This window comes from Mycoplasma sp. CSL7491-lung (assembly GCF_018913965.1).
GTDB lineage: Bacteria > Bacillota_I > Bacilli_A > Mycoplasmatales > Metamycoplasmataceae > Mycoplasmopsis.
Genome location: NZ_JAHMHG010000002.1, coordinates 1 through 14,198, shown reverse-complemented (window position 1 = coordinate 14,198; position 14,198 = coordinate 1). Strand labels below are relative to the sequence as shown.

General features: G+C 26.3%; 11 protein-coding genes and 1 rRNA gene. 5 read left to right on the top strand and 7 right to left on the bottom strand.

The features are described from left to right. Positions 1-50: 50 nt before the first annotated feature. The 3 genes from KQ876_RS04395 to dnaK all read left to right on the top strand — a co-directional run bounded on the left by KQ876_RS04395 (position 51) and on the right by dnaK (position 3,845). A complete protein-coding gene (locus KQ876_RS04395) occupies positions 51-1,055 on the top strand; it encodes a heat-inducible transcriptional repressor HrcA (protein WP_216490075.1) in 1,005 nt (334 codons plus the stop codon). Beyond that, a complete protein-coding gene (grpE, locus tag KQ876_RS02050; protein ID WP_216490073.1) occupies positions 1,056-1,928 on the top strand; it encodes a nucleotide exchange factor GrpE in 873 nt (290 codons plus the stop codon). It abuts the gene before it with no gap. Positions 1,929-2,048: 120 nt separating this feature from the next. Continuing rightward, positions 2,049-3,845 carry a molecular chaperone DnaK gene (gene dnaK / locus KQ876_RS02045; protein ID WP_216490071.1) on the top strand — a complete coding sequence of 599 codons (1,797 nt, stop codon included), beginning with the start codon at positions 2,049-2,051 and terminating at the stop codon, positions 3,843-3,845. A gap of 44 nt (positions 3,846-3,889) precedes the next feature. Here the strand turns inward: dnaK and KQ876_RS02040 are convergent, their stop codons facing one another. From KQ876_RS02040 to KQ876_RS02025, 4 genes are read right to left on the bottom strand one after another with little or no spacing between them, the layout of a single operon-like run. Beyond that, complete coding sequence (locus KQ876_RS02040) at positions 3,890-5,506, bottom strand: MHO_4530 family protein (RefSeq protein WP_216490069.1); 1,617 nt, start codon at positions 5,504-5,506, stop codon at positions 3,890-3,892. Between the two features lies 1 nt (position 5,507). Continuing rightward, a complete protein-coding gene (locus KQ876_RS02035; protein WP_216490067.1) occupies positions 5,508-7,697 on the bottom strand; it encodes an ATP-dependent helicase in 2,190 nt (729 codons plus the stop codon). 1 nt (position 7,698) lies between these two features. Beyond that, a complete protein-coding gene (locus tag KQ876_RS02030; protein WP_205852089.1) occupies positions 7,699-8,355 on the bottom strand; it encodes an RDD family protein in 657 nt (218 codons plus the stop codon). 1 nt (position 8,356) lies between these two features. Further along, complete coding sequence (locus tag KQ876_RS02025) at positions 8,357-9,370, bottom strand: glycosyltransferase (RefSeq protein WP_205852090.1); 1,014 nt, start codon at positions 9,368-9,370, stop codon at positions 8,357-8,359. Between the two features lie 255 nt (positions 9,371-9,625). On the opposite strand from KQ876_RS02025, the gene KQ876_RS02020 reads away from it, so the two are divergent. Continuing rightward, positions 9,626-10,810, top strand: a complete 1,185-nt coding sequence (locus tag KQ876_RS02020) for a phosphoglycerate kinase (RefSeq protein WP_205852091.1) — start codon at positions 9,626-9,628, stop codon at positions 10,808-10,810. Between the two features lie 46 nt (positions 10,811-10,856). On the opposite strand, the gene KQ876_RS02015 is transcribed toward KQ876_RS02020, so the two are convergent. From KQ876_RS02015 to KQ876_RS02005, 3 genes are read right to left on the bottom strand one after another with little or no spacing between them, the layout of a single operon-like run. Further along, entirely contained in the window at positions 10,857-11,321 is a 465-nt protein-coding gene (locus KQ876_RS02015) for a cytidine/deoxycytidylate deaminase family protein (RefSeq protein WP_205852092.1), read from the bottom strand. 2 nt (positions 11,322-11,323) lie between these two features. Then, entirely contained in the window at positions 11,324-13,276 is a 1,953-nt protein-coding gene (gyrB, locus tag KQ876_RS02010; protein WP_205852628.1) for a DNA topoisomerase (ATP-hydrolyzing) subunit B, read from the bottom strand. A gap of 31 nt (positions 13,277-13,307) precedes the next feature. Then, on the bottom strand, positions 13,308-13,937 hold the full coding sequence (locus KQ876_RS02005) for a thermonuclease family protein (protein ID WP_205852627.1): 630 nt from the start codon (positions 13,935-13,937) through the stop codon (positions 13,308-13,310). Between the two features lie 179 nt (positions 13,938-14,116). Between KQ876_RS02005 and KQ876_RS02000 the strand changes: the two genes are divergently transcribed. Next, positions 14,117-14,198: ribosomal RNA gene (locus tag KQ876_RS02000) — 16S ribosomal RNA — on the top strand; the annotation flags it as partial.

Below are 14,198 nucleotides of genomic sequence, written 5' to 3'. Positions count from 1 at the left end.
TTTAGCAAAAAAACTTTTAGGCTGCTAAAAATTTGATAAAATTATAAAGTATGAATCAAAAATTAGATAATAAATTAGAACCAATATTAAAGTATACAGTTAAATTATTTATTGAGGAAGGCGAACCCGTTAGTAGCCAAGCCCTCATGGATAGGTTTAATGATATTAGCTTTTCTTCAGCTAAAGTTAGATATTTAATGAATAAACTTGAAGAAATAGGATATTTACAAAAAGCAAATTGTTCTAGTGGTAGAACTCCTACTTTGCTAGGTTTAAATTATTATGCAATATACTTAAGTCAATCATTTGAAAAAGAAATGATAAATAAATTAGAAAAAATATTTAAACAAAAAGAAGTTGATATTGATAACACCGTTGATCAAGCAGCTAATATAATTTCAGAAATGACAGGATTAACTTTAGTTAAGACTAACTATAACAATAACGAAACTTTAAAAAGCATTGATATGACAGTTCTAGATGAAAAAAGAGCCACAATTGTTATGGTTGTTTCTACAGGTCAGGTATATCATAAAGTTATAACTATAGATAGAAATAATAATTTAAATGATATAAAGATAGCTTTAAAAATTTTCAAAGAGAGATTAATAGACGTTTTGGTAACTGAGCTTGCACAAAGAGTTTTTTTACTAAAAGATATTTTATCCGAATCAATTAAGAATTACCAAAGTATAATAGATTCTTTTGTTAGACAAGTTTTTAATGGTGAAATTAGAAAATATAAAGAAAATAAAATATATGGTAAAAATAATATTATTTTAAGTCAAAAAATTAATAGAAATAACTTGAATAAAATGATTGAATTAATTGAAAATTATTCTATTTGAGAAAAAATAGAGTCACATTTTGATGAAAATGAAAAAATAAAAATATCAGTTGATGATACAGGTTCTTTTATGTCTAAACGTATTATAAATAATGATACAACTACTGAAATATCAGTGGTAGCTTCAAGCACGTCAGATTATAATAAAATGCGTACAGCACTTAATGCTTTAGAAATTTTTGTAGAAAAGGAAAAAAGGGAGAAATAAATGAATTTTAAGAATAATAATAAACATAGACATTACCATTTTAGGGATTGAAATATAATTGAAGCTGATTTTGAAATACTTTTAAACGGAGAGTCTCTTCCGGATTTTAAAATAAAAAAACAAATTACATTGGGTAAGAACGAATATATTGAAGGCTTAGAAGTAGATAAATTTATTATTGGATTACCTATAAAAAAAGAATTAGAATTATCTATTAATGTTCCTGAAAATTTTGAAAATAAAATTATTTCTGGTAATGAGGTTAAAATTTATTTAAAAAATATTAAATTAATAAATTATGACGCCCGCAATTTAGAAATATCAAAATTAAAAAAGGTAGAAGAAAGAAATTTAGAGTTAGAGAAGAGGGTGCTAGAATTAGAAAACAAACTAAAAGCAAATGAAGTTGTTTTTGTAGAAAAAGCAAAGCAATTATCTCAAGCAATAGAGGAAAAAATAGCTAAAGAAAAAGAAATTTTATTCGAAAAAGCAAAAAAAGAAAAAGATGAGATAAAATCATTTGCTTTACAAGGGTTTTTAGAAGATTTTATAAATCCTTTTAATAATTTTGTAATGGCTCAAAAGGTTGCTGAAAACTCAGAAAACGATCAGTTAAGAAATTACGCAATAGGTTTTAATATTGTAATTAAACAAATAATTGATATTTTAGAATCTAATAATGCTGAATTGATTATACCTACTTTAAATACTGAATTTGATCCTAATACACAACAAGTTGTAGATGTAGTTCAAACATATAATCAAATAGATAAAGATAATCAGATAACTAAAGTAGTTAGATATGGTATTAAGCTTTCCGGAAGAGTAATTACCCCTGCCTCAGTTGTAATAAGTAAAAAAATTAGCAATTAAATGCTTTGGCTGCTAAAAATATGTTATAATTAAATTATGACTTCGTTAAAAAAAGAAGCCATGTAGATAATAAATAATTTAAGACATAAATAATTAACTAATAATTAGGAGAGAATTAAAATGGCAAAAGAAATAATATTAGGGATAGATTTAGGAACAACAAACTCTGTTGTTTCCATAATTGAAGGTAAAAATCCTGTCGTACTTGAAAATCCAAACGGTAAAAGAACAACACCTTCAGTAGTAAGTTTTAAAAATGGTGATATAGTTGTTGGTGATGTTGCGAAAAGACAAGTTGAAACAAATCCAAACACTATAGTTTCTATTAAAAGATTAATTGGTACAGGAAAAACAGTAAGTGCAAACGGAAAAGAATATAAACCAGAAGAAATATCAGCAATGATTTTATCATACATGAAAGACTATGCTGAAGCAAAATTAGGTCAAAAAGTTAAAAAAGCGGTTATTACAGTTCCTGCATACTTTGATAATTCACAACGTGAGGCCACTAAAATAGCAGGTAAAATAGCAGGTTTAGAAGTATTAAGAATCATTAATGAACCTACTGCTGCGGCATTAGCGTTTGGTTTAGAAAAAACAAATAAATCAATGAAAGTCTTAGTTTACGATCTTGGTGGTGGTACATTCGATGTTTCTGTTTTAGAGTTGGAAGATGGAACATTTGAAGTACTTTCAACTAGCGGTGATAATCATCTAGGTGGTGACGATTGAGATAATGAAATTGTAAAATGAATGATTGGAAAAATAAAATCAGAACACGGTTATGATGTTGAAAAGGATAAAATGGCTAAAGCTAGACTGAAAGAAACAGCAGAAAAAGCTAAAATAGATTTATCTAATCAATCGGTAGCTACAATTAATTTACCTTTTTTAGCTATGACTGAAAATGGACCCCTTAACGTTGAACTAGAACTAAAAAGAAATGAATTTGAAGAAATGACATCTCATTTATTAGATAGAACAAGAAAACCAATTGAAGATGCATTAAAAGAAGCAGGTATAACATCAGCGGATTTACATGAAGTTTTACTTGTTGGAGGTTCAACACGTATGCCAGCAGTTCAAGATATGGTTAAACGTACATTAAATAAAGAACCAAATCGTTCTATAAATCCTGATGAAGTAGTTTCGATTGGTGCTGCTATTCAAGGTGCTGTTTTAGCGGGAGATATTGATGATATTTTATTATTAGATGTTACACCTTTAACATTAGGTATCGAAACAATGGGAGGGGTATCTACTCCTTTAATTGCTAGAAATACTACAATTCCAGCAACAAAAAGTCAAATTTTTTCAACAGCAGCTGACAATCAAACAGAAGTTACAATTAGAGTTGTACAAGGTGAAAGACAAATGGCGGCAGATAATAAAACACTTGGTTCATTCAATTTAGGTGGAATTGAACCCGCTCCAAGAGGTGTTCCACAAATTGAAGTTACATTTTCAATTGATGTTAATGGTATTACAACAGTAACTGCAAAAGATTTAAAAAATAATAAAGACGCAAAAATTACAATTTCAAATTCTACTAAACTAACAGAAGAAGAAATTGAAAGAATGGTTAAAGAAGCAGAAGCAAATAAAGAAGCAGATGCTAAGAAAAAAGAAGAAGTTGAAACAATTGTTAGAGCCGAAAGTTTAATTGATCAAATTAAGAAAGCCAACGCAGAGCAAGGTGATAAATTAGATCCTAAATCAAAAGAAGAAAGTGAAAAATTAATTAAAGAATTACAAGAACTTATTGATAAAAAAGACATTTCTGCTTTAAAAGAAAAATTAGATCAAGTTGAAAATATGATGCGTGATTTTGCTAATTATGCCGCACAACAAAACGCAACAAATAATAATTCTAACGATGAAGAAACAGCTACAATAGTAGAAGAAAACGATAAATAAAAAAATAAACAACATGTTTTTAAAATAAATGTGTTGTTTATTTTTTAATAATTATAATTAATTTTAATTTTATTGATAAATTCTTGCTCTAAATTTTCAGGTGGACTTTCATATATTACAACTTTTTTATTTTTATTTAATTGCGTAGAAAGATTTAAACAGTTCAAAAAAATATTAGAATTATAAAGTTTTGAAGATATTAATTTAGATATAATGATTGCTTTAATTTTAAATTTTTCGAGCAAAAAGGATATATTTCTATTTATGTCTTCTATATAAAAGAATGTCAATATTTCGTTATTATAATTAGATAATATTTTGCTTTCTAGTAAATTAATATCGTACATTACTCCTAAATCATAAATCATTGGGATTATATTTTTAGATTTAAATTCCTCTTCTTTTATAAACAAATAATTAGCTTGAGACATTTTGAAAATTAATTGAGTTGTCCCTAAGTTTTCTGAGTTTTTTGAAAAATAATTAAATCAATTTAATTCCTTCAAATGAGATAAATACTCGTTTTTATCAAATAAATAGTAAAAACGGAAAAGTACTTTCAATCTATCGTAGTTTGGTTCAATTATTTTAAATTGTGTTTTATTCTTTGAAATATAATTTACTATATTTTTTATATTAACTCATTTTTTAGGGTCTTTATTATCTGTTATTATTTGTTTATATCTATAGTATTCCTCATTGAATAATTCAATTTCTTTGCGTATATTATCATCGGTGTTATTAAAGTAATATTTTGAAGAATTTTTAGAATCATAGTCTATATTGTATAGAGAATATTTCACTAAATCATTTATATAATCTTGTTCATAATTATTTATTTTAGGGTATTGTATAATTGTCGCTCTTTTATATATTCTTGATAATGTAGTTGAATTATTTATTTCGTTTATTTTATTTAAAAAATTATTATATTGATTTTTAGATGTATATTTAAGTATTAAGTAAATATAATCATCGCTCTTGAACAAATTAACAATTTGATCATTTAACCCAAATAAATCATTTAAAAAATCAGTATTATCATTATTTTTATTTAAAAAATAAAAATTTTTTAAAAGTAATCCTATAATGATATTTTTTTTATTTTTTAAAAAATCATTATTAGTTTGGTTGTTTAAGGTTATGTTGTTTAAATTGTTTATTTTATCTTTATATTCTACACCTCATTTAAGAGAGCAATGATAATTATTCCCGTCAATTGTTTTTATAACCATTTTCATTGGTTTATTTTTTAATAATTTTTTATTAAATTTATTTATAATTTTTTCAAAAAGTCTTAATTTAATGTTGAAATCCTTGTTTCAAAAAACATCTATTTTACTCTCGTAATTTTGTAAATTCTTATTTATTATCTCTTTTATTTTATTTGAACTATCTTTATTAAAAAAATTTAAAAATTCGTTAATAGATATATAGTTGTATTTGTTAAAGTTAAAACTATTTGAATCTAAATATGTTGAGAGGAAGTTATATTTTTTATTATTTCTAATTACTCTTTTGTTAATATTATCAATTTTAAAAATTACAACACCAGATGAAGTTCGTTTGTAAAAATATATAAACTTAAAAACTAAATACGATGATATTAAAAATATTAATAGAATAATTGAAATGTAAATTAATATTACTAAATAGTTCATTCTATTCCTTGATACTTATGATCCTAATTGAATGATGTCTTTTATTTAATGTTCTTTCTTTTCCGTCTCTAAATCTTACTAAAACTTCATTACCTGAGCCGAAATCTACAACTTCACCTTCTCCAAAAATTGTATGAGAAATTATATCTCCAATTATCATTTTAGAATTTATTAAAGAAATCTCATCAGGAGAATAATCTAAGTCCAACCCGTGATCATCGTTTATATTTGTATAATTATCAACATTTATACCCATTTCAGTTATAAATCTAGAGGGTTCTTTAGAAAGGTCTGTCCCAAATATTTTCCCACGCGATGAACTTAAAAATAAGTTGTTTCTAGCTCTTGTTATTCCGACGTATGCCAACCTTCTTTCTTCTTCGAAAGTTTCAGGGTCAGAATCAATTTTTTCTATTATTCTATATGAAGGGAATACACCACGCGATAAACCTACTAAAAAAACGTTATCATATTCTAGACCTTTTGCGGAGTGAATAGTCATAAGTGTTACATAATTAGTGTTTCCCTCGTAATCATCTGTAACAGATAATAAATTAATATAATTTAAATAATCGGCTAATTTTTTTTCTTTATTTTTTTCTTCTCAAGTTTTGATCGAAGCGATTAGTTCTTTAACGTTTTCAATTGCTGTTCCTCTTAGGCTAGTGTCTTTCTCGATAAAATGATAGTAATCTAATTCCATTAAATAAAAATCAAGTATTTTAGAAATTGAGTGTTTTGTTATTTCTAACTTTCTTAACTCCTTTTTGTATCGTATTGTTATTTGTAAAAATTTAAATAATTTTACAGCAAGATTGGGGTGTTCTCTTTTAAATTCAGATCAATTACTTTTATTTGTAATTGTTTCAAATGTGTTTAAGTTACCTTTTTTTGCGACAAATTCTTTAATTGTTTCTATTGCCTTATGCCCAATTCCTTTTGTTGGTACATTAACTATACGATAAAAAGATAGTTCATCATTATTATGTAACAATCTTAAAAAAGCGATTGCATCTTTAATTTCCGATCTTTGATAAAATTTGACCCCGTTTATTATTTTGTGAGGTATATTTTCATCAATTAAAGCTTGCTCGAAGGCTCTTGAATAATAATTTGCTCTATATAGTATTACAATAGATTTTAATTGGTTTTTTTGCTTTTTTAACTGATTGATTTTATTTACTACTCATTTTGCTTCACCTTCTTCACTAAAACTATGCATAAATTCAATGTCAGCACCCACTCCGTTTTCGGTAACTAAGTCTTTGTTGTACCTTTTTTTATTCATTTTTATAAGTTTATTTGCAGCGTCGAGTATTTTTTGTGTGGAACGATAATTTTTATCTAAAACAACCGTAAATGTTTCTTTAAAATCTTTTTCGAAATCCAATATTAAATTAACGTCCGCACCACGTCAATTATAAATAGTTTGGTCTGGGTCACCAACAATAGTTAAGTGTGTATTTTTTCCGATTAAACTTTTTATAATTCTATATTGTAATTTTGAAGTATCTTGAAACTCATCTACAAGAATATATGAATATAGTTTTTTATATTTTTCTACTATATCTGGTCTAGTGTGAAATAAAATGTTTGTTTTAATGATTAGGTCATCAAAATCTAAAGCACCATTTCTAGCTAATTCGTTTATATATTCAAAATATATTTTATCTTCAATTTGATCCATATTTTTTATATTATAAAACTGATTATAATCGGTTGTATTATTTTTTTGAGTCGAAATATAGTGTATTGCCGATTTATAACTAATTTCGGAACTAGTTATTCCTAATTTCTTATAAATTGCACTCAAAATTTGAATTTTATCCGGCTCATCCACTATTGTAAAACTATTACGATATCCCAAGTTATGAATTTCATTTCTTAAAATAGTTGCACAAAAAGAGTGAAAAGTTTTAATATTTAGTTTTGTTTCTAAATTATTACAATATTTTTCAACTCTTATAGACATTTCTTGAGCCGCTTTATTAGTAAAAGTAACACCTAATATATTTTTTGCAGGTATCCCTAATATATTTATTAAGTAGGCGATTTTACGTGTTAAGACTTTAGTTTTACCGGTCCCTGCTCCAGCAATAATTCTTAGGTGTTTGTCAAAGTATTTTACGGCTTGGTTTTGCTTTTCGTTCAAATCACTCAGTAAATCAATCTTTTTTGTATTAATTGTCATATTATTTCTCCTCATCTTTTAAATTTGCTTTGTTATTAACATAAACAATATTTCTTCTTTTTGAGTAAAACGGTACTAATTTTATTAACTCAATATCATCAACAATAATTTCATCTTTATTAACTACTCTTGTTTTTGTTATAATATCTATTACGGATAATTTCTTTTTATATACAATTATAAATAAGTAATCGATAAATTTAAAGATACTTATGGCGTATGTAAAAATTTGAAAAAATTTATTAATTATTTCTAGAGTTAGGTTACTCTTTTTTTCATCCACATAATATGAATTGTAGTAAGCTACCAAAAATACTAAAACTCACATTAGAGACATTAAAGAAAAACTTAATGTAGATCTTTTAATAATAGAAATAGAGTCAAATTCATTATTTTTTGATGAAATTATTTTTATTTTTAATAAATATTTACCGATACTTTTACCTTTTAAAACTAAGGGTATAATTATAAAAAAAATACTATTATTAAATATTCCTATTAGAGTGGATCAAACAAGTTTGTTTGTAGGTATATTTTTTGCATAATTAAAAATTCCGATAGCTCAAACTAGAAAAATAGAAACTAGCAAAAACAGGATGAAATCTATTATTTCCGAAAAAAACCTCTTGTAAAAAAAAGAGTTTTGATATTTTTTCATATTATTCTAAAAAGTCCAAAATTTTCATTTTTTTAATTTTGTATAAAGGTTTTTTTAGTAACTTAGATTCATCATTGTCACTTGCTAAGTAAATATTAGATTTAAAAAAATCATTTTTTATTGCATTACTTTCTAGTTTATCAATTAATTCATAATGTCTTTTTACAAAGGTAAGACTTCTTTTTTCTTGGATTTGTTCCTTTTCGTATTTATATATTCTTTTATATGTAAACGTTGTTTCGTTTAAAAAACCAGTTAACAATAATTTTATTGTATATATTTTTGCGTAATTAATTTCTTCTAAAATTTTGGGGTTATTTTCCTTGAAGTAATTTTCAACAATGTTGAATGAGTCTAAAACGTGCCTTGAATTAAATCAAGTATTAGAGTTTATAAATTCTCTATAAACTCTATAATCAAGATACATATATGTTTTTGCTTCGGAGAATAATATATAATTTAATTCAACACACATCTTGGTGTCATTTAAATTAGAAGGCATATATTTAACAAGCTTTTTATATAGATTTTTTTTATAAACTTTATTAAAAATAAAAGGGAATGTATAAGCGTAAGTACTCTGCATTTTATTTATATCTACTTTGTTAATTAATTTTAATCTAGCTTTTGGTTTTCATCTTATAGAACCAATTAGTCTAGGTTTAAATTCTAATATATCTGCTGAATATTTTTCTGCTTCGTTGATAATGTTTGAAACGTATTTTTTTCTTAACGTGTTCTCTGAATTGATGACAACTAGAAAGTCCCCTCTCGCAATTTTAAATGCACTAGTTAAATTTAGTTGATAGCTATCAACTTTATTATTAAAAACAACCTTCAATCTTGAGCCAAATAAAAGAAAATATTCTTTTAGAGATTCTAATATGTTGATTTGTTTCTTATTAATGAATAAAATTATTTCAAAATCTTGATTATCTTGATCTTTTAGATCCTTTAAGAATCATTCTATATCTTTGAATAAATCACCAACAAGAGAAACAATACTTAATTTCATTTTTTCTCCTTAAAATTTATTGTTAAATAGTCATAAAACATATATTATTATTTTATCATATTTTATAAATAAATATTATTTATAAGAGTTGTAGAAGAAGGGGGGCAGATGTTAAAATTATATTTTTTGTAATAAAAATTTACTTTTTTTAAAACTAAATAAATATCTTAATTTTTATAATTTTATTTTTTAAAAAAGTATTATTTTTTATATAATTTAAATAACAAATTAATTTAGTAGTTCGAAAGGATAAAAATGAAAAAAACTATAAATGATTTAGATTTAAACAATAAAAAAGTTTTAGTTAGAGTTGACTTTAATGTTCCTTTAAAAAATGGTGTTATCACATCCACAAAAAGAATTAAGGCAGCATTACCTACAATTCAAAAAATAGTATCCGAAGGTGGAAAAGCCATTTTATTTTCTCACTTAGGTAGAGTTAAAACTGAAGAAGATTTGGAATCTAAAAGTTTAAAACCAGTTGCTATTGAGTTAGCAAGACAATTAGGTCAAAAAGTTATTTTTGTAACAAAAACAAGAGGTGAAATATTAGAAAAAAGTATTGAAAATATGAAACCAGGTGAAGTTTTATTAGTTCAAAATACAAGATATGAAGATTTGAATAATAAAGCTGAAAGTAAAAATAATGAAGAATTAGGTAAATATTGAGCTTCATTAGGTGATGTATTTGTTAATGATGCTTTCGGGACAGCTCATAGAAAACATGCATCAAATGTTGGGATAGCTTCTAATATCACCGAATCAGCATTAGGTTATTTAATGGAAAAAGAAGTTTCATCACTTCAAAAAGTTATTGGTGAACCTGAACATCCATATGTTGCAATAATTGGTGGAGCTAAAGTATCTGATAAAATTCAAGTTTTAGAAAATTTAGCTAAAATTGCTGATAAAATGATAATTGGTGGAGCTATGGCTTACACTTTCTTAAAAGCTCAAGGATTAAATACAGGAACTTCTTTGGTGGAAGATGATTATTTAGATTTAGCTAGAGACTTCTTATCAAAATATTCAGAAAAAGTTATTTTACCAATTGATCATGCTACATCAACAGAATTTAAAGATGTTGAACCCGTTTTCCAAGATGTAGAAATTTCAGAAGGGTATATGGGTCTAGATTTAGGGCCTAAATCAATTGAATTAGTAAAAAGTACTTTAAACAATGCTAAAACAGTTGTTTGAAATGGACCTATGGGAGTAGCAGAATTCAAAAATTACCAAAAAGGTACATACGCTGTTTGTGAATCAATTTCTGAACTTACCGATGCATATACAGTAGTTGGTGGTGGAGATTCGGTTGCCGCCGTTGAAAAATTGGGAATGGAAGACAAATTTACACATGTTTCAACAGGTGGTGGTGCTTCACTTGAATTGTTACAAGGTTTAGAATTACCGGGTGTTACTTCAGTTCAAGATAAATAGAAAAAATGATTATTAAAAAATGCGAATTACTCAAATTCGTATTTTTTTATAATTCTAACGTAATATTTAGAGGTTCAAGTTTTCTGGTTTTAATATTAGAATCTTTTAGAATTTTTCTTGAAATTCATGCATCATCAGTATCGTGATATTTATCTTCTAAGTAAACAATTTCTGTTATTCCTGATTGAACAATAGTTTTCGAACAATTTGAACAAGGGAATAAAGAAGTATATAATATCGCATTTTCTAATTGTGTTGTTGAATTTAATATCGCATTAATTTCTGCATGTACAACATAAGGATATTTATTGTCTTTTTCTAATTTTTTATCTCTTGCTCACGGGAAATCAAAATCATTGCCCGAAGGCATACCATTATAACCTAAAGCAATAACTCTCTTTCTATTATTTATTATACATGCGCCAACTTTTGTGTTAGGATCTTTTGATCGTAGGGCACTTAATTTAGTCAGTGCCATAAAATATTGATCTCAATTTAGTATTTTATTCATAATTATAAGTCAATGTTTTTTACGTATTTTGCATTTTTTTCTATGAATTCTTTACGAGGTGCAACATTTTCCCCCATTAGTATCTCAAATGTTCTGTCCGCCTTGTAAGCGTCCTCTATTTGAACTTGAAGCATTTTTCTATTTTCTGGATTCATTGTTGTTTCTCATAATTGTTCTGGATCCATTTCACCAAGACCTTTATATCTTTGTATAGTTATCTTAGAATTTGGATTTAATTTTTCCATTATTTCATTTTTTTGTTCATCGTTATAAGCGTATTCGACAAATTTGTTTTGTTGGATTTTATATAAAGGAGGTTGTGCTATATAAATAAAACCATATTCAATTAACGGTTTAAAGTATCTAAAGAAAAATGTTAGTAATAATGTTCTAATGTGCGCACCGTCAACATCAGCGTCGGTCATTATTACGATTTTGTGATATCTCAATTTGTTGATATTGAAAGTATCTCCTAACCCTGTACCTAATGCAGTTATTAATGACATTATTTCTTCATTGTTAAACACTTTTTCTTGTCTCGTTTTTTCAACGTTCAAGATTTTTCCTCGTAATGGTAAAATAGCTTGAGTTTTTCTATCTCTTCCCATTTTAGCTGAACCACCAGCAGAATTTCCTTCGACTATATATAATTCACTAATTTCCGCATTTTTACTTGTACAATCAGAAAGTTTACCTGGTAATCCACCACTTTCGAAAACATTTTTTCTTCTTGCGTTATCTCTTGCTGCGCTAGATGCTAATCTTCCTTTTCTAGCGAGTATTGCGGTATTAATAATTTTTTTAGAAATATCAGGGTTTTCATTTAAAAATCTCTCAAGTGCTTCTGAATATATTTCATTAACCGCTCTACGAGCGTCTTTAGAACCTAATTTTCCTTTTGTTTGACCTTCGAATTGTGGATCTGGATGTTTTATAGAAATAATTGCTGTTAGTCCTTCGATTAAATCGTCTCTTGTGAATTTATCAGTTTCACTTTTTATTAAATTTTTATCAATAGCATAATTATTTATTAATCTCATCAATGAATCGTAGAACCCAGACAAGTGAGTACCACCTTCGTGAGTAGAAATATTGTTTGTATATGTTATTATATTTGATCTAAACATATCTTCTAAATATTGAGCTGCAACTTCTACTCCTATAATTACTTCTTCTCCGTTTAAGTCGTTATTATATTTGTATTCTCCTGAGGCGTAAATAACTTCTTGGTTAATTGGTTTGTAACCTTCATTTATTTCTTTAACGTAATCAACGATACCATTATCATATTTGAATTCGTTGTAAGAGTTATCACGATGATCTGTAACAGAGACAAATAAACCTTTATTCAAGTGAGCTATTTGTTTAGCGTGGTCAATAATAAGTTCTTTGTCAAACTTAATTTGTTCCATAACCTTGTAATCAGGATGAAATTTTATTGTTGTACCAGTTTCGTTTTCTTTTGTTTCACCAATAATAGTTGTAGATTGAGTTATTTGTCCACCATTAGCAAATTTTGCGTTATATAGTTTTCCGTCACGTTTAACTCAAGCTTCCATGTAATCGCTAAGAGCGTTAACTACAGAGGCACCAACACCATGTAAACCACCACTAACTTTGTAAGCATTAGATTCAAATTTACCACCCGCATTCAATTTTGTTAAAACAACTTCGAGTGCACTGATGTTAAATTTTGGATGTAAACCAACCGGTATACCACGGCCATTATCTTCCACAATTATTTCTTCGTTCTTAGTGATTGTAATGTTAATTGTATTAGCAAACCCAGCCATAGCCTCATCTACGGAGTTGTCAACTATTTCTCAAACCATATGATGAAGACCGCTTTTAGATGTGCTCCCGATGTACATTCCAGGACGTTTTCTTACGTGTTCAAGACCTTCAAGATGTTTAATATTTGAAGCGTCATAATTATTATTTAAATTTTCTTTCATCAAAACTCCTTAATATATTTATTTAAATATATTATACCATTTTTTTATATTTATAGAACACTTCCTCCAATTCCAAACTTCAAAATCCTTTTTCTTGTGCTTTGCTTTTTTCTTCTAACCCTATGATATAGTTATAAAAGTCATTTTGAAATTTATTTTTCGTATAATATTTTTGCTTAAAATTAGAGTTTTGAATATATGCAACTCTAGCTAATCCTTCTTCTATTAAAAAAGAATTTAAGGTATTTGCAAAAATATTTTCATCAAACTTTTGTGTGTAAATTAGTCCAACATCTCTACCATATTCGTCATTATCAATGTGCTTATAATAAAAATAATCTTGATTTGAGGTTTTGTCTCTTAACATTTCTTTAGCGATATTAGCATAATAATTTTCATATTTAGCTAACTTATTTTTATTATTTTTTTTAAGTGTTTCAGGTGTATCAATTCCATACAACCTTATTTTAATTTTTTTACTTTTAATTTTTGCTTCTACAGTGTCTCCGTCTATAATTTTTGTTATTATTAATTTCTCTATATTTTTAGAGGCGTTTGTATTATTTTTTTTAGAACTAACAATTATCCCGATAACTATCAAAAGAAAAACAAGGATAATTTTAAAAATATTTAGTAAATTTTTAGGCATTTTTTCAAACATATATAATATATGTGCGTTAGATCTAATTTAAACAAAAAAAGTAAAAAAATATTTTGTATTTAAAAAAAGTAGTGGTATAATAGTTTTGCTAACTAGCCAAGAAATGGAAACTTTCAAGTGTTAGCAAGCAATAGAAGTTCTTTGAAAACTAGATATATACAATAAACATGACAGTCAATTTTTTCGAGAGTTTGATCCTGGCTCAGGATGAACGCTGGCTGTGTGCCTAATACATGCATGTCGAGCGGAGTTCTTCGGAAC